Genomic DNA, 16,560 nt, shown 5'->3' on the forward strand with positions numbered 1-16,560 from the left:
GTCACAGCCACTCGTTGATAGCTGCTACGAAGGCGGTCGCCTCATGACCGACCGCCGGCTTGCCGTACCTCGTGGCCACCACTCGGTGCCTTTTGCGGTGTTTGATGCCGCACTTGACCGCATGCCGAGCCTTGTAGTCCTGTGGGTCGAACTTCGGCGGCCGGCCGCCGCGCGAGCCGCGCTTCTTGGGTTGCGGGCCTGATCGGCCTTGTCCGGAATGGTGCAGCGGATCCCGCGTTGCCGCAGATGAGCGCGGTTCCTTCGGGAGGCGTATGCCTTGTCGGCCCGTACACGATCGGGTCGGGTGCGCGGCCTGCCCGGCCCAAGACGCGGGACACGGACCTTGCCCAGGACAGGCTCGAACTGCGGGGAATCGCCCCGCTGTCCGGCCGTGATCACGTTGCACATGGTCTTCTGACCCTGTTCGACGGCCAGGTGCAACTTCGTGGTCGGGCCGCCGCGCGAGCGCCCGATTCCGTGGTCATCCGGCTTGACGGTGACGCCGCCGGGCGGCTCCTTCTGCAGCTCCCCCTTTTTTCCTCGCTCCGGCGGCGTGCTGGTGGGCCCGGACGACGTTGGAGTCGATGTTGATGTCCCAGGCGATCAGCTCTTTCGCGTCGGCCGGGGCCTGGAGTTCGGTGAAGATCCGATGCCAGGTACCGTCCCGCTGCCAGCGGCGGAACAGGTCGTACGCCCGGCCCCACGATCCGTATTCGGCTGTCAGGTCCCGCCAGGGGACGCCGGTGCGAACCCGGAACCGTATGCCGTCGATCAGCTGCCGCCTGGCCCAGGTCGTCGGCCGTCCGGGCTTCTTGCCCTTCGGTAACAGTGGTTCCAGCACCGCCCATTGCGCGTCCGTCAGATCTCCACGTGCCACGAACCAAGATCACCCCATGTTCAAGATCCACTTTCGGCACACGCCCTGGAGGACTCTCATGGTCGTTGGGTACGCCCAACCGCTCGCCGATGTCACGAAATTGAGGCGCCGGTCCGTCTTGCAGAAGAAGCGCATGTCGCAACGGGCTGCCCAGTAGTACCCATGGCTACAGAAGTGGAGATGACTTGTTCGCCGCCTACCTCACGGTGATCATCCTCGGCGCGGTCTTCAACGGTGCCGCCGCCGTCACCTACCTGATCGGCCACGAATACCCCAAGACTCAGGCGGACATGAAAGGCCTGCCCCGGAAGTGGGTGCCAGTACTGGGCCTGCTGCTCGCGGCAGGTACCGCAGGGCTGCTGGCCGGGCTCGCCGTGCCCGTACTCGGAACCCTCGCCTCCTCCGGCCTCGTGCTGTATTTCATCGGCGCCATCATTGCCCACCTGCGAGTCGGCTCCCGCAACATCGTGGGCGGGATCGTGTTCCTTGCCACCGCGATAGCCTCCTTGGTCCTGGGCCTGGAATACCACGGCCCCTGGTAACCCGCGAGGCCAGACATTCCGCTGCCGCCGCGAGCTGTCACAGTCGTCCCGGCTTGCTGGATCATGACCCTGACGCTGCCCGCATCGTGAGATCGCGTTGTCCTGAGGCCAGGGTCCACACACATCGCGGTGACCTGCCCCACGGTTTGGGTTCCAGCTGCGGTGGCTAACTGGCGGCGGGGATGGTGTCTTGTTCGCAGAGTAGTTCGTACTCGATCGGGGTGCGGTAGCCCAGCGCTGAGTGGCGCCGCTGTCAGTTGTGGAAGACCTCGATGACCCCGTTGCCCAATTGCTTATGCGGCGAGGTCCAGGGCGGCGAGGTGTGATGTCCGAGTGGGGGCGAGTGGTTGTCCGGTCCACCAGGCGTCGAGTCGGAGCAGGTTGACGGCGGTGGCCGTGAGGATGCGCGCGAGGGCGGTCTTCCCCAGTCCCGTGTAGCGGGTTCTTCGGGTGCCGGTGGCCGTGACCGCCTGGTGGACTGTGCCTTCGACGCCGGAGCGGATCGCGTAGACGGCCTTCCATTCCTCGGTGGTCTGCTCGGCTCGAACACGTTCGACGACGGCGTCTTGATCCTGTGGCCGGACGGTCAGCTGCCGACCGTAGCGTGTCGAGTTGGTGCACTGCCCGCGGGAGGGGCAAGGCGCGCAGGTCTCGGTGGCGAAACGGATGCGGATCGCGGATCGCTGATTATTGTCGAGTCCCTCGGTCCAGTAGCGGCTGCGGGCGCCGGCGGGGCAGATAGCCAGGCGAACGTCCCAGTCGATCCTGAAGGACGCCTTGTCGTAGCCAGTTGCCTGAACGGTGCGGCGGGTCACGGGCCGGACCGGGCCCATGACGCGGATGCCTCGCTGGCTGGGCGCTGCGAGCAGGAGTTCCGCGGAGATGTAGCCGGCGTCCATCAGGTGCTCGCCCGGCAGCAGCCCCTTGGCGTCGAGCTGGTCGTGGATCTCGTCGGCGACCAGAGGGTCGCCGACCGTTGCGTCCGTGGTCACCACATGGGTGATCAGGTGCGGTCGGCCGGTCTCCTTGGCGTCGCAGGTCTCGATGAAGTGGACCTTGTAGCCGTCCCAGGCCGAGCCGCGCTTGACGGCGTTACGGGAGTCGGTCGTAGGGCGAGGCGATCCGTGCTCTGCTGGGCGGGAGCTCGTCCTTCCCCCGCCAGGCCACCTCCTGCACCCCGTCCGTGATCGTGCGCTGGAACTGCTGAAGCCATACCGTCCGCAGGATGCCGACGGCCGGGACCTGCCGCAGCCAGGCCGGGGCACTGGCCGCGAAGGCCGCTTCGAGAAACTGGTAGCCGTCGGCCGCGATGCGCCAGGTCAGTTGGGTTCGCTCGGTTTCGTCGCTGGGCAGTCGGTAGGAGTCGACTCGGGCTCCGTATCTTTCCTGCCAGCCTTGGGGCATCCAGGAGATGAGCCACTGGGGCGCCGCGACGGCCACCGCCTCCAGGGCGGCCCGCAGGGTCTCGCCGACGAACTCCAGGCGGTTGAGATCCCTCACCGCGGCGAGGATGTGGGTGGAGTCCGTGCGCTGCCGGCCCCGGCCTGACACGAGTCCCAGCTCGTTGAGGCGTTTCAGCAGTAGGTCCAGGATCTTCCCTTCCAGCCCATGGGCCAGGAGCCGGTCGCGGAAGCCCGTCAGCACGGTGAAGTCGAAGCTGGGATCGGCCAGTTCAAGGCCGAGCAAGTACTTCCAGTCGATTCTTGCTCGTACTGCGTGAGCGGCCTGGCGGTCCGTCAGGTTCTCCGCGAACTGCAGCACGCTGACCAACGCCAGCTGCCCCGGGGCAACACCAGGACGACCACGTACGCCGAAGGCGGACCTGAAGATCTCGTCGTCGAACAGCGGACCAAGCGCGTCCCGTACCCGCATCGCCAGACAGCCCTTTGGGAACGCAGCCCATGCCACCAGCCGCGTCCCCTCAGGAACCTCCCGACCGGCGCCCGCCCGCATCGACACCCGACTCTCCGCCCCAAGATCGAATCACAGGCCTGCTGCCCAAGCCCCACCCCAGGGTCCGCCCCTCGACCACCCGCCAAGACCGAGATCAAAGGCATTCACCCAATTGGGCAACAGGGTCATCGAGATCTTCTACAACCGCCGGCGACGACACTCAGCATTGGGTTATCGCACCCCCATCGAGTACGAACTACTCTCCGAGAACGACACCACCCCGGCTGCTGGTTAGTCACCGAGCCTGGAGCCCAAATGGTGGGGCAGGCCAAGATGTCACCCGATCGTGCAGCAGACCCGGATCGTGCTGTGCGGCTACGGCGACACCGCCATCACGCCCCGGCACGCCGCAGGTGAGGCCAGCAGACTCCCCGCACCGGCAGCAACACCCCCTGCCCTCGACGAGAGGCAAGCGCGATGACCGACACGATGCCGGTCCCGGACTGGATCCATCCCGTACGGGAAGCGGTACTGCCCGGCACCCCAGAGGGACTCAAGCGACTCCATGCGAAAGCCCAGAACTGGGCACTCTACGTCGACGGCCTGCTGCTCGACGACGTCGCGGACGTCCTGGACGACCACGTGCCGGACGAGTACGAGGTCGCCGAGCACGCTCTGTCGGTCGTTCGACGGCTCGGGCAGACGGCACGGCGGTAGGGCTTGTTGGCCGGAAGCACCCGAAGACGCAGGCAAACTGCCCTCGCTGTCACACCCCGTACGAACCAACCAGATGTTCTTCGCGCTAGGCGGCGGCGAGGTGGAGGAGTTCCGGAACACCTTCGGCGCGGAAGTAGGGCTTGAAGCGGGGGAGCAGGTCGTTGACCAGGCTGATGCAGCGGGGTGCGCCGATACGGCGGGCCAGGAGCAGGGACTGGGTGGCTGCGGCTGCGGCGGGCTCGGGTTCCTTCTGATCGAGGTAGCTGGCCGCGCGGTAGGCGAGGAACACGCCCTTCGTCTTGTCCCGGGCCGTGGGCAGCAGACGCTCGCCCTCGATGATGAGCTGGTGGGCGCGGGCAGTGTCGCCGAGGTCGAGGAGTGCCTGCCCGGAGTCGACGGCGAGGTCGGCCTCGGACACCCAGGCGCACCAGGCGGGCCGGTCGGCGCCGGCGTCGTTGAGGTGGTTCTCGGCCGCTGCGAGGGCGCGCAGCACGGAGCGCCGTTCCCCGAGATCTCCTCGCGCGGCGAGGGTCCGTGCGAGGCGCAGTTGGAGAAGGCCGCGGGCGGCGGAGTTGCGGGCGCGGGTCAGGGCGTGGTTGAGGATGCTCGCTGCGGTGGTGTGGTCGCCCCGCCAGGCGGCCTGGTAGGCGAGGTCGCCCAGGAGGCCGGCGCCCATGTCGTGGTCGCCAGCGGCGTGGGCGTTGTGCAGGGCGGCGATCCAGTTCTGGCTGGCGTGGGTGTGGCTGCCCAGGTCGAAGCGGTGCCAGGCCACGGTCTGGGACAGGGAAGCAGCCAGGGTGTGAAGGCGAAGTCCGACGGCAGGGCTGTAGCGGCCGTGTTCGAGAAGCTCGGTCACCGTGGCCAGGTGGGCATCCAGCAGCATGGCCGTGTGCTGCCGCTGCTCGGTAGGGAGCGTGGCGAGGTGCTGGGTGGAGTCCTCGAGGAACGCGACGAAGTCGTCGCCGACCGGTTTGCCGCCGTGGGCCCGGGCAAGGGCGGTGGAGGGGCCGACGGCCCAGTCCGCGGCCAGGCCGGACAGGGCGGCCCCGGAGATCGTAAAAAACACGCGGCGGTCCATCGCTGTTCGCAGAGCCTCTCTCAGGGCGGACACGGAACTGTGGGGTCCGAGCGGGACCACGCCGTCGGCGGTGAGCGGCAGCCAGGTCGGCCAGTCGTCGGCGCGGACGATGTCCGCGGGCCAGCCGAGCGCTTCGGCGATGTAGCTCTGCGATTCCTCGTTGGGCTCGACGCCGCGCTGCCATTTACGCACCCGCGCCTCGTCCGTGCCGGAACGCAGACCACGCCGGGTGGCCGCGGCACGGATGCCGGAGACGAGCTCCTCCATCGTCATGCCGCACGCGAGACGTGCCACAACCAGCGGGTGACGGGTGGTCTCTTCCACGCCTCCATCCAATCACTCAGTGCACCCGTCCGGTGACTCCTTCGCGGTACGGGACCCCCTCGGGACCCCCTCCAACCGGTCGACGGGGTCGAACAGTTGAGCCCATCCTCGGAGAGTCGCAGCAGACCACAGGAGGCGGCATGCAGTGTTCCCCATCTCTCCCCGGCAGCAGCCGGAGTGCGCCCACCAGCGGCCGCAGCACCTGGCTGGTCACCCCGGCGTCCACTCCCGGCCGGTTCGAAGCAGCAGCTGGCTCGGGCGCGGACGTCGCCCTGATCGACCTGGAGGACTCCGTTCCGCCTGACGGCAAGAACGCCGCCCGGAAGGCGGTGATCGCCTGTCTGTCCCAGAGCGCGGAGATCGTTGGCTCCGGCAGCACGGTGCTGGGGGTGCGGATCAACGCTCCGGGCACGGTGCACGGCCTGAAGGACCTGGTGGCGATAGCCGAGTCCGGTGTGCGGCCCGCCGTGCTGCTCGTGCCCAAGGTCGAGTCCGCGCGAGACGTGGACATGGTCGCGAAGATCATCGGTGCCGAACACGGGGAGCGTCGCGTCTGGGCACTGATCGAGACGCCACTGGGCATCCAGCGCCTGAGCGCCATCCTGCAGACCCCGGCGCTGGCCGGGGTGTTGTTCGGGGCCGCCGACTACGCGGCCGCCGCCCACTGCCGTCTCAACAGCCGAGCTCTGTGGCACCCCCGATCCGTCCTTTCTGCCGAGGTCGCTGCCGCGGGACTCCCCGCGATCGACTCGCCGTACTTCGACCTGCGTGATGCCGACGGGCTCAGGCGTGAGGCCGAAGAAGCCGTGGAACTCGGGTACCTCGGCAAGGTCGCCGTACACCCCCGCCAACTCCCCGTCATTCAGGAGGCGTTCCGGCCGACCGCCCAGGAACTCGCCGCAGCGCAAGCCGTGGTGGCCGCTGCCGACGCCGCCCACGGACAGATCACCACCGTTGACGGTCACATGGTGGGTCCGCCGCTCGTCGCCGCAGCCCGCGCCCTGACCGCCCGGGCGGGCACCGTCCCCGCATCCGTCACGTCTACGGAGGCACGCAGTGAGTAGCGTTCCGCAGGGCTTTCACCGCATCAGTGAGAACCGGAACCGTGAATCGGTCGGTCTCGGTCTTGAGGACTTCGCCAACATCGTGGGCACGGTCATCGAGCACCGGCCGGCCCGGACCGTGACGGAGACGGAACACGTCCAGATCCTCGCGCTCACCGGGAACGAGGCGCCGGTCCACTCCGACGTCGAGTTCTGCAACCGGACCGGCCGTGACCAGGTGCTGGTCTGCGGGATCCTCACCATGAACATCGTCTTGGGCCTCACCGTCCGCACCACGAGCGCTCTGACGACCGCGAACCTCGGCCTGGACGAGGTGCGCTTCGAGCAGCCCGTGCACGTCGGCGACACCCTCCGCGCGCAGAGCGAGGTCCTCACCGCACGCCGCTCCAAGACCCGCCCCGAATACGGAATCGTCACCTGCCGGATCTCGGGCTACAACCAGCACGACCAGCGGGTCTTCACCTGCACCCGCACCTTCCTCGTCCCCGCCGACGCGAACGTCGTGCGCGACACGACCAACTACTAGAAGGGGAGGGCACGGCATGACCACTCCGGCACTGGACATCGTGGAAGCCGACGACGAGCAGTGGCGGACGTACGACACGCTGGCACGGCGCGCGTACGGCCACCCGGTGGAGGACATCCTGCGCCTCGGCGCGCACGCCGACCGCCGTGTCGCGGTCCGCGACGAGAAGATCGTCGCCGGCGGCCTGGGACTGCTGATCCCGCAGTACTTCGGCGGCCGGCCGGTGCCCGCGGCCAGCATGGCCTGCGGATGCGTGGCCCCGGAGGAACGCGGTGGCCAGCTCGCGGGCGAACTGGTCGCCGAGCGGCTGCGGCCCCTACAGGAGCAGGGCGCGGTCGTGGCCACCCTGTGGACCGCCTCCACCGGCTACGTCCGCCGCCTGGGGTGGGAGGCGCCGACCCAGGTGTACTCGTGGACCGTCCCCACCGACGAACTGCGGCGCAGCTTCCGCGAATCCGGTTTCGAGATCACCCACGGAACAGACGAACAGGCCCGCCTGCTGTCCAACGAGCTGGCCGCGCGGTGGAACGGACCGTGGGAGCGTCCGGACTGGTGGCAGACCTGGCAGCAGCAACAGCACCACGACATCGCCACCTACCGGTTCAACCGGCCCGGCCAGCCGCCGACCGGTGTGCTGTCCGTGGGCAGCGAGCGACACCCATCCGAGGGGCGACGCCTGGTGGTCTACGACTTCTGGGCGGGCGACCAGGCGGCGGCCGCCGCCATGTTCGCCTTCCTCGGCCGGCACAACAGCCGTATCCCCAGCGTCTTCTTCCAGCGGACCGGACTGCCGCCCACACTTCTGCTGCTGCACCACCTGCACCGCTCCAGCTCTCTCGCGGCACGTGCCTGGCACCCGTGGATGCTGCGCCTCCTGGATCCGGTGCAGGCGGTGCAACTGCGCGGCTGGCCCGACGAACTGGACCTCACCCTGCCGATCGAGGTCGTCACCGAGGACGGCAACGCCACGCAACGGTTCGTCCTGCGGATCACCGGCGGCGAAGGGGAACTGGAACCCACCGCTCGGATAGGACAACTCACCCTGACCAGGGGGCAGATCGCGGTCTGGTACGCCGGGGGATACCGCAGCGTGGCCGCCGCGGAGATCGCCGGAGTGCACGGAGACCCACGAGCGCTCGCCCAACTGCTGACCGCAACCGCAGATCGCGAACCGTGGCTGGCGGACTACTTCTGACCCCCACCGACGCCACCACCCCGCCGCCCTTCCGGTGGATCGGCGGACGCGGACTCCACGCCCGCCTGATCGCCAAGACGAGTGAACACGCCAACCGAGAGGAGAACAGCGTTGTCCAGTACGCAGCCGTCGGCACTGGCGACCCAGCCGGCACCAAGCCGGATTCCCGAAGTCCCCGCCCTTCGGGCGACGCCTCGCCGGACACCCCCGCCTCTCGCGGGTGGGTACAGTCAAGGCGTCGCCGCGGCCACCACACAGCTCACCCAGCCCTTGCGGGCTGCCGCTGCTCCCACGCGATCCGGAGAACAACCCTTCATGACCCAGAACACTCCTATCCCTGCTGACCTGCGGCGATGGGTATCCAGTCACCTGCCCGGCGCGGAGCAGGTCACGGACGTGTCCTGGCCCCGGGGCAGCTCCAGGGTCTGGCGGTTGGCGGCGGGCGCGGACGCCGTCTTCGTGAAGATCAGCCCGAGCCCGAGGGACTACGAGCGGGAGATCCGCGGCCTCGCGTACGCGGCGCGCGCACTCGCCGCCCACGAGGCCCCCCGCCTCCTGGCCTCGGACCCCGACCTCCAAGTACTCATGACGTCGCGGCAGCCGGGCGACGTCGTACGGGATCTGCCCCTGGACGTGGAGGAGGAGCGGCGCGTGTATGAACTCGCCGGGCACCTGCTCCGGCGCTGGCACGATCACTCCGACGCCGCCTCGGACCAGGTCCGCGAGGACATCCGCGCGTCCATGGCAACCCAGGCCGAGGAAGCCGCCGCCTGCCTGGAGAGCACCGGCGGACACCTCGACACCTCGCAGCGTGACCTGGTGCGGTGCGTGTCCCGGGAGCTGCCGGAACTGGCCGAGGAAGTCCCGGCCGTGGACCGGCACGGTGACTACGCCACCCGCAACTGGATGTGGCACCCGGAACACGGCCACGGAGTGATCGACTTCGAGATGTTCGCCCCGGGCATCGCGGTCGAGGAGTTCGTGTGGCTGTGCGGCGCGGTCTGGGTCGTGCGCCCCGACCTCAAGGCCGCCTACTTCTCCGGCTACGGCCGCCCGCTGTCCGACAGCGAGGAGCGCGTCCTGCGCCTGCTGACCACGAGGCTCGGCGTCTCCTACCTGGACTCCGGACTCACCAAGCAGCAGCCGGAGCTCGTCGAGCGCGGCCACCTCATCCTCACGCGCATGACGCACGAGTACCAGTAGCCGTCCCAGCCGGTCATGTCGTAACCGGGCTACAGCCGTAGGGCAACGGCCCGGCCCGACCCCCGTGATCTACGCGTCGACGTCATCCGTGTGACGCGTTCCGTCGGCGTACCCGCCGGCCTCCGGCGCACACCCGAACGCATCACTCTTCTCCACGACAGGAGAGCAGCATGCCCCTGCAACACGGCATCGCCCACGCCCTCACCACGAACCCGCGCGCCGGGCGACTGAACCCGCCGCGCGCAGCCCTCACGGACATTCCGTCCCCCTTCGTTCCACAGCGCCCGGAGGGAGACCACCAGTGAGGGTGACCATCGGATCTCTGCGTGACCTCATGGGCGAGGCCTGCCGGGCAGCATCCGTTCCCAAGGACAAGGCCGAGTTCGTCGTCGAGCGCTACCTGGCCGGTGAGCTGCGGGGCAGGGGAGCGCACGGCATCGCGAAGTTCTGCTTCGAAGCCCAGTTCTTCTCTCAGCGCGAAGGCTCCCCGCAGATCGTGCGGGAGCACGGGGCGCTGGCGGTCATCGACGCCCACCGGGAGATCGGACCGATCAGCGCGGCCTACGCCGCCGAGGTCGCGGTGGGCAAGGCCGCGGAGTTCGGCGCCGGGATCGTCGGCATGATCAACACGCAGCGGTACGGCATCCTCGCGCAGTGGAGCGAGCGGATCGCCGAACACGGCTATCTCGGCGTCGTGATGAACACCTCTCGGGCCGAGGCGACGGTCCACGGCGGCCGGAGCCCCGTTCTCGGGGTGAACCCGCTCTCCTTCGCCATCCCCACGCTCAACGAGCCCCTCGTCGCGGACATGTCCACCACCCTGGCGCCCATGGGAGTCCTCTGGGAGGCCCGGCGTACCGGCGGCCCGCTCCCGTACGGCTGCTTCGTGGACGACCGCGGGAACCCGACCGACGATGCCGACGCCGCAACCTCGGCGGTGGTGTTCGGCGAGCACCGCGGCTTCGCCCTCTCCCTGCTCGTGCAGATCCTCACCGGATCGCTCTTCGCCTTCCCCATGGGCGCGGACGTGGACTCCACCTGGAGCACCGGCTACACGTTCGTGGCCCTGGACCCGTCCTTCGGCGGGCAGGTCACGGGGTTCCCCGAGCGGAACACCCAGCTCGTCGACGCGATGAGGAGCGCGGTGACACGGGACGGCGCCCCCGTGCGCCTGCCCGGCCAGATGAGCAAGGAGCGCGCGGACCACGCCCTGGCCACCGGCAGCGTCGAGCTGGACGCCGCCGTGTACCGCCGGCTGCAAGCGCGCGCTGCTGGCGACTTCGCTTCCGACTGACTGCCCGGCACCATCTCCTGGACGGAGTACGGCATGCAGATTCACTGGTTCCTTCCCACCGCGGCCGACGGCCGGTCCCTGACCGTGGGAACCCGCGGCACGCACGGCCCGGAGGGTGAAGCCGTTGCATCGCTCGCCCCCACCGCGGACCGGTTCAGGGCGCCGACCATCCGCTATATGACGCAGGTCGCGAGGGCCGCCGAAGAGGCCGGTTTCGACGCCGTGCTGACCCCGACCGGCACCTGGTGCGAGGACGCCTGGCTGACCTGCGCCGCGCTCGCGCAGGAGACCGAGCGGCTGAAGTTCCTGGTCGCCTTCCGGCCGGGCTTCATCTCTCCGACCCTCGCCGCGCAGCAGGCCAGCACCTTCCAGCGGCTGTCCGGCGGCCGACTGCTCCTCAACGTGGTGACCGGTGGCGAACGCGACGAGCAGGCCCGCTTCGGCGACCACCTGGCCAAGGCGGACCGCTACGCCCGCACCGACGAGTTCCTCACCGTGCTGCGCGGCGCCTGGAGCGGCGAGCCGCTCACCTTCAAGGGCGAGCACTACGACGTCCTCGGCGCGACCGTACTGGCCCCGCCCGATCCGCTGCCCCGGCTGTACTTCGGCGGATCCTCCCCGGAGGCGGGCCCGGTCGCGGCCCGCCACGTGGACACGTACCTCACCTGGGGTGAGCCGCCCGACCAGGTCGCGCAGAAACTCGCCTGGATACGCGGACTCGCCCATGAGCACGGCAGGGAGATGCGGTTCGGGATCCGCTTCCACGTCGTGGCCCGGGACACGGCCGCAGAAGCCTGGGCGGCGGCCGAGCGCCTCATCAAGGGCATCGATCCGGCCCACGTCAGCAAGGTCCAGAGCGTCCTGGCGGCCAGCGAATCGACGGGCCAGGCCCGGATGAGCGCGCTGAACCAACGCTTCCGTGACGGCTGGAAGCCCGCTGATCTGGAGGTCTACCCCAACGTCTGGGCCGGGGTGGGCCTGCTGCGCGGCGGCGCCGGCACCGCGCTCGTCGGCAGCCACACCGAGGTCGCCGACCGCATCGCCGAGTACGCGGGCCTGGGCATCGACGAGTTCATCCTGTCCGGATTCCCGCACCTGGAGGAGGCGTACATGGTCGGCGAAGGCGTGCTGCCCGAACTACGCCGACGAGGCCTGGCAGCCACCGCACACCGCTGACCCCGTCAACCGCCACGCGCTCGGTCCCGCTGTGCACGAGAGGACGACTCAATGAACAACTTCCTGGTGCTCGGCGTCGGCCCCCACGCCCGCAGGAGTCACCTGCCGGTACTGGCCGCCGGGCAGAGTGCCGGCCTCGTCGGCACGGTCTGCGGCGTGGACCTCCTGGGGGCAACGGACGTGCTGGTGCCCTACAACGCCGACGACGGGCCCCGGTCGGTGCCGGTGACGCTGATCGAACCCTTCGACTCCCGCGTCCCGGCCCTGCCCGAGGCGGTCCGCCGCGCCCTGGACACGGTCGTGGAGCGCCGCGGCATCGACGCCGTCGTGGTGTCCACCGAGCCCGCCTATCACATGGTCTACGTGCGGTGGGCGCTGGAGCGAGGCCTGAGCGTGCTCCTGGACAAGCCGCTCAGTGTCCACGCCGGCTGCTCGGTGAACCCGGAGAAAGCCGAAGCCATCCTCACCGACTTCGACGTCCTGCTGGAGTGCTACGACAAGGCCCGGCGCAGATTCCCGCAGATCATGGTCAGCGTCCAGAGCCAGCGCCGCTACCACCCGGCCTTCTGGCGGATGCGGCAGTACATCGCCGAAGTCGCGGCACAGACCAACTGCCCGGTCACCAGCATCCAGTCCTTTCACAGCGACGGGCAGTGGCGACTGCCGGACGAACTGCTCGACATCTCCTACCACGGCTTCAACCAGGGGCACGGCAAGGCCGCCCACAGCGGATACCACTTCTTCGACATCGCGCCGTGGCTCTTGCAGGCCGGCGAGACGAACGGCAAGCACCTCGACGCCGTCGACATCCACGCCCACGTCAGCCGTCCCGCCGACTTCCTCGCCCAGCTGGGGGTCCAGGACCACGAACGGCTCTTCCCCGGCTTGGCGGCGCGCAACCCGTACACCGACGGCGAACTGCGCGCGGCGACACGGCTGTTCGGGGAAGTCGACGCCTTCATATCCATGGCCTACAAGAGCAGCGGCCGGACGATGACGCTGGGCACCATCAACCTCGTGCACAACGGCTTCTCCCAGCGCGGCAGCCTGGCCCCCGACCACGCCAGCCTCTACAAGGGCAACGGCCGGGTCCGCCACGAGAGCCACATCATCATGCAAGGCCCGTTCCAGGCCCTCCACTTCCACTCCCTGCAGACCCTCCACGACGGGACACCCAGCACGGACCCTTACGCACCGGGCCGCGAACGCCACGTCCAGGTGCAGGTTTTCCGCAACAGCGCGTTCCACCCCGGCTGGATCAAGTACGACAGCCTCAACTTCGGGACACTCACGGCGGCCTCCGACTCCCAGGTGGCGCTGCCGACCCAGGAATCCTCCCGTCGCCGCGCGACATGGGAGTTCCTCGAATACCTGGCCGGCCGACGCACTCGCGACGCGATGTCCTCCGAGCTCACCAGCCATCGCCGGGGAGCCACGCTGATGGCGGGTGCCTATCTCTCGATGGCGCAGCAGTGGATCGGCGCGTCCCCCGTAAGCCAACTGGACTTCCGAACCGCACCGAAGCCCGCACCGGCAGTCCCGACCCGGATGGAGGCGGCACGGTGAATCTTCGCCCGCCGACACCAGCGCAGCCGCTGCCGACTCTGTCCGATCTGCTGGGTCCTGCCCTGCCCGGCCTCCTCGCCTCCTGCCGCAGGCACGTCGGGCCGATCACCGGGACCGAACGCGTCCATGGCGGCAACGTCAGCCACGTCTTCCGGGTCCGCGGCAGCCGTACAGCCGTGATCGTCAAGATCCGTGGTGACCACTACGCCCGCATGCCCGCGCTGCGGACCGACCCGACGCTCATCGACGACGAACGCCAGGCCCTTCAGGTCTACGGGCGGGTCGAGCCGGCGGTCTTCCCCCAGGTCCTCGGCTTCCATGCCGAGACCCACACCATGATCCTGGCCGACGTCTTCCCCGACGGCCGCAGCTACGACGAGCACCTCGCCGAACGCCCGGCCACCGTCGAAGAGATGACCCGGCTGGGCAGGACAGTGCGCCGCATCCACCATGCCACCCAGGACACCGACACCGAGTTCCGCACCCACAGCAACCGCTTCTTCCAGGAACGCTCGTTCCTCTACTGCCTGCGCGCCCCCGGCCACGCCCTGCTCGCGCAGGCGTGTGAGGAACTCGCCGCCCGTTCCCACCAGTTGGTCCTCGGTGACCTCGCCCCCAAGAACCTCAGCCTCGCCGCCGGTGACATGGCCCTGTGCGACCTTGACAACGCTCACCGGGGCTGGCCGCCGTACGACATCGCCTACTTCCTGGCCCACCTGCTGATCCACCACCTCGGCCAGACCGAGCGCCTGCGGACACTCGTGCCCGCCCTCCTCACCGCCTACTTCGATGCCCCGCCGGCGCAGCGCCTGCCACCCGCGGAGGCACTGCTCATGGCCAAGATCGTGGCCGGGGTGGTCCTGTACCGACTGGACGAGACCGTGCCCTACCCCCTCCCGGGGCCGACCGTGTCCACGAGCCCGTTCCGCGAGCGGGTCCTGGGATTCCTGGACAGCGGAACGTTCACCGTGCACGACCTGGTGCAGGCCGCCGAAGCCACCCAGAGGGCAGCGTCATGAACACGCTGGTGTCCGAACTCCCCAGCGAGGAGGACCGGCAGGCGATGGCCGCCCTGCGCGCTCTCGGCTACCGCGTCCCGGATATCCAGTCCCTTGCCGGGGACCAGTGCGCTTTCGCCGTACGCGTCCCCGAACGCCGACTCGCGATCGCCCCCGGCATCCGCTTCCACGCCACGGCCGTGGAACTGGGGGAGGGCTGCTTCACCAACGCCTTCACGCTCCGCCTCGACCTGGAACAGGCCCAGGCCCAGGCCGTTACGGCTGCGGGCGGATTCCACCTCCGTGACCTGCTCACGGACACTACGGTCGCGGCCGTCAGCGGCTCGTTCTCCTTCATCAGCGACGACCCCTCCTACCAGCCGGCCGAGCCCTATCTCGACTTCTGCTGCCGGACCGGCCAGGTGACGAGCCTGCCCACAGCCTCCAAGCCCGCGTTCCTCACCCATCACGGCCACGCCGCGATCGGCAGGCTGAAGGCCTCCGGAAGTCTGACCATCCAGGGACGGCCCTACCGGTGGGCCGGCTCCAAGGAACCAGGGAGCGACGCTCGGCGCGAGCCCGGCGCGCTCACCGTCTTCGGCGCCGCGAACTGCCGCGTCCGCTACACCGACGAACCGCGCACCGGATTCCTGCGCGATGTGGACCCGTCCACCAACACCACCCCCATCGATCCCACCGCTGTCGACCTCGTCGTCTCCTGGACGCCGGGAGACGGCCATCGCGTGACGGCGATACACCAGGGCGGAGGCGCCGACCTGTTCGCCGGCAACTTCGTACTGCGCGCCGGCCGCGCGCAAGCCGCACACCTCCGGGTGGGCGCGACGGTCGAGATCACGCAGATCGACGGGCTGGACGTACGCGACCTCGACCACGGCCTCTCGATCGGGCCCAGCGTCGCCGACGCAGCAGCAGGACGCTGCCACGGATACGACCAGTGCCTGGGCACCGACCCGTTCCGCGACACGCGCTACGCCCGCACCCTGATCGCCCTGCACGCACGGGAGTTGTGGTTCCAGGTCCTCGACGGCGCCCCGAAGTCGAAGACCTTCCGCGGCGTCACCCCCGCGGAGACCGTCGAGTTGTGTGCGCGCGAAGGGCTCGATCCCCAGCACGTCTACCACCTGGACGGCGGGGCATCGTCGAAGGTCGCCTTCACCACCGGAGGTACGGCCGAAGTGGCCGGCAGCATGCACTACCTCCAATGGCCCCGCAGCTCAAGGGAGCACTTCCGCTGGCAGGGCCTGGACGGCCGGGTCCTGCGCAGCGCCTTCGCCATCAGCACCGGTCGCCGAAAAGGAACTAGATGACGACCGTCCTCGTCGTCGGAGCCCACCCCGACGACCCCGAAATCGCCATGGCCATGCGCATGCGCTGGTATGCCCTCAACGGCGCCCGGGTCCGGGTGCACTGCCTGACCACCGGAGCCGTGGACCCGGACGGCACGGCACCGCGGCAGGAGGAGTCACGGGCCGCCGGCACCATCCTGGGCGTGGACGAGTACACCTTCTCCGACATCCCCGACACCCGGTTCGTCGAGCACCGAGGGGAGATCAACGCCGAGCTTTTCAGGGTCTTCCGTGAGACACGCCCCGACGTCGTCTACACCCATTTTCCCGACGACCAGCACCTCGACCACAGCATCGCCGCGCAAGAGGTGACAACGGTCGCCCTACGCGAAGCCAACGACCTCACCTACTTCCGCTCTCCCTACAGCGTCAACTTCGAACCCACCAACGTCTTCATGGGGACCCAAGAACTCCTGGACACGAAGGAAGCCGCACTGAAGTGCTTCGCCTCCCAGCAGCAACTCGACATGGAAGTCTTCCGGAAACTGGCCGAGGTCGGCTACCGCCAACACGTACATCACCGGGTCGTCGAGCGCTTCCCACCCGACGTGGTCTACGCCGAGCTCTTCCGCACCGCGAGACAAATCGAGTTCGCAACTCGTTACTGAAGGACACGACGGGCGCGATCAAGTAGACGGTGGCGGCCGCCAGGTCTCGTTGAGCTGAGGCGCGCGAGCCGTCCTGCGCCGAGCAGGGACGCGACCTTGCCGTTGCTGACTTCGAACGCCACGGCGCCCACG

General features: G+C 69.1%; 16 protein-coding genes and 1 pseudogene. 13 read left to right on the plus strand and 4 right to left on the minus strand.

What is annotated here, in order from left to right; all coding sequences use genetic code 11:
• Position 1: 1 nt before the first annotated feature.
• A pseudogene (locus OO70_RS52025) lies at positions 2 to 877 on the minus strand (IS5 family transposase).
• 185 nt (positions 878 to 1,062) lie between these two features.
• On the opposite strand from OO70_RS52025, the gene OO70_RS03135 reads away from it, so the two are divergent.
• Positions 1,063 to 1,419 carry a DoxX family protein gene (locus OO70_RS03135; protein ID WP_043663247.1) on the plus strand — a complete coding sequence of 119 codons (357 nt, stop codon included), beginning with the start codon at positions 1,063 to 1,065 and terminating at the stop codon, positions 1,417 to 1,419.
• A gap of 293 nt (positions 1,420 to 1,712) precedes the next feature.
• On the opposite strand, the gene OO70_RS55740 is transcribed toward OO70_RS03135, so the two are convergent.
• Together OO70_RS55740 and OO70_RS55745 are read right to left on the minus strand one after the other, a co-directional pair.
• Positions 1,713 to 2,465: a transposase gene (locus OO70_RS55740; RefSeq protein ID WP_234336692.1), complete on the minus strand. Its 753-nt coding sequence runs from the start codon at positions 2,463 to 2,465 to the stop codon at positions 1,713 to 1,715.
• Between the two features lie 46 nt (positions 2,466 to 2,511).
• On the minus strand, positions 2,512 to 3,327 hold the full coding sequence (locus OO70_RS55745) for a transposase (protein WP_234336678.1): 816 nt from the start codon (positions 3,325 to 3,327) through the stop codon (positions 2,512 to 2,514).
• A 462-nt stretch (positions 3,328 to 3,789) separates the two neighbouring features.
• Here OO70_RS55745 and OO70_RS03145 point away from each other — a divergent pair, with 462 nt between their 5' ends.
• On the plus strand, positions 3,790 to 4,029 hold the full coding sequence (locus OO70_RS03145) for a hypothetical protein (protein ID WP_043663249.1): 240 nt from the start codon (positions 3,790 to 3,792) through the stop codon (positions 4,027 to 4,029).
• 85 nt (positions 4,030 to 4,114) lie between these two features.
• On the opposite strand, the gene OO70_RS03150 is transcribed toward OO70_RS03145, so the two are convergent.
• Positions 4,115 to 5,431 (minus strand): hypothetical protein, encoded by a 1,317-nt coding sequence (locus tag OO70_RS03150; protein WP_043663252.1) that lies wholly within the window; start codon positions 5,429 to 5,431, stop codon positions 4,115 to 4,117.
• Positions 5,432 to 5,571: 140 nt separating this feature from the next.
• Between OO70_RS03150 and OO70_RS03155 the strand changes: the two genes are divergently transcribed.
• The 11 genes from OO70_RS03155 to OO70_RS03200 all read left to right on the plus strand — a co-directional run bounded on the left by OO70_RS03155 (position 5,572) and on the right by OO70_RS03200 (position 16,428).
• The gene (locus OO70_RS03155) at positions 5,572 to 6,495 is read left to right on the plus strand and encodes an HpcH/HpaI aldolase/citrate lyase family protein (RefSeq protein WP_051740538.1); all 924 of its coding nucleotides are present in this window, start codon (positions 5,572 to 5,574) and stop codon (positions 6,493 to 6,495) included.
• Positions 6,488 to 7,021 carry a MaoC family dehydratase gene (locus OO70_RS03160; RefSeq protein ID WP_043663255.1) on the plus strand — a complete coding sequence of 178 codons (534 nt, stop codon included), beginning with the start codon at positions 6,488 to 6,490 and terminating at the stop codon, positions 7,019 to 7,021. Before OO70_RS03155 ends, OO70_RS03160 begins: the two co-directional genes overlap by 8 nt.
• Before the next feature lie 16 nt (positions 7,022 to 7,037).
• Positions 7,038 to 8,216, plus strand: coding sequence for a GNAT family N-acetyltransferase (locus OO70_RS03165; protein WP_043663257.1), 1,179 nt, complete (start codon positions 7,038 to 7,040; stop codon positions 8,214 to 8,216).
• A 315-nt stretch (positions 8,217 to 8,531) separates the two neighbouring features.
• The gene (locus OO70_RS03170) at positions 8,532 to 9,419 is read left to right on the plus strand and encodes a phosphotransferase family protein (protein WP_043663259.1); all 888 of its coding nucleotides are present in this window, start codon (positions 8,532 to 8,534) and stop codon (positions 9,417 to 9,419) included.
• 170 nt (positions 9,420 to 9,589) lie between these two features.
• Positions 9,590 to 9,724 carry a hypothetical protein gene (locus tag OO70_RS56590; protein WP_267881203.1) on the plus strand — a complete coding sequence of 45 codons (135 nt, stop codon included), beginning with the start codon at positions 9,590 to 9,592 and terminating at the stop codon, positions 9,722 to 9,724.
• A gap of 2 nt (positions 9,725 to 9,726) precedes the next feature.
• Positions 9,727 to 10,713 (plus strand): Ldh family oxidoreductase, encoded by a 987-nt coding sequence (locus OO70_RS03175; RefSeq protein WP_234336679.1) that lies wholly within the window; start codon positions 9,727 to 9,729, stop codon positions 10,711 to 10,713.
• A 33-nt stretch (positions 10,714 to 10,746) separates the two neighbouring features.
• Positions 10,747 to 11,889 (plus strand): LLM class flavin-dependent oxidoreductase, encoded by a 1,143-nt coding sequence (locus OO70_RS03180; RefSeq protein WP_043663261.1) that lies wholly within the window; start codon positions 10,747 to 10,749, stop codon positions 11,887 to 11,889.
• A gap of 51 nt (positions 11,890 to 11,940) precedes the next feature.
• Complete coding sequence (locus OO70_RS03185) at positions 11,941 to 13,455, plus strand: Gfo/Idh/MocA family oxidoreductase (RefSeq protein WP_051740539.1); 1,515 nt, start codon at positions 11,941 to 11,943, stop codon at positions 13,453 to 13,455.
• Entirely contained in the window at positions 13,452 to 14,474 is a 1,023-nt protein-coding gene (locus tag OO70_RS03190; protein WP_043663264.1) for a phosphotransferase, read from the plus strand. Before OO70_RS03185 ends, OO70_RS03190 begins: the two co-directional genes overlap by 4 nt.
• Entirely contained in the window at positions 14,471 to 15,781 is a 1,311-nt protein-coding gene (locus tag OO70_RS03195; protein WP_051740540.1) for a phosphodiester glycosidase family protein, read from the plus strand. The genes OO70_RS03190 and OO70_RS03195 overlap by 4 nt, the downstream gene beginning before the upstream one ends.
• Positions 15,778 to 16,428 carry a PIG-L deacetylase family protein gene (locus tag OO70_RS03200; RefSeq protein ID WP_043663267.1) on the plus strand — a complete coding sequence of 217 codons (651 nt, stop codon included), beginning with the start codon at positions 15,778 to 15,780 and terminating at the stop codon, positions 16,426 to 16,428. The genes OO70_RS03195 and OO70_RS03200 overlap by 4 nt, the downstream gene beginning before the upstream one ends.
• The last annotated feature ends 132 nt before the right edge of the window (positions 16,429 to 16,560 follow it).

Source organism: Streptomyces xylophagus (genome assembly GCF_000716435.1).
GTDB classification, from domain to species: domain Bacteria; phylum Actinomycetota; class Actinomycetes; order Streptomycetales; family Streptomycetaceae; genus Streptomyces; species Streptomyces xylophagus.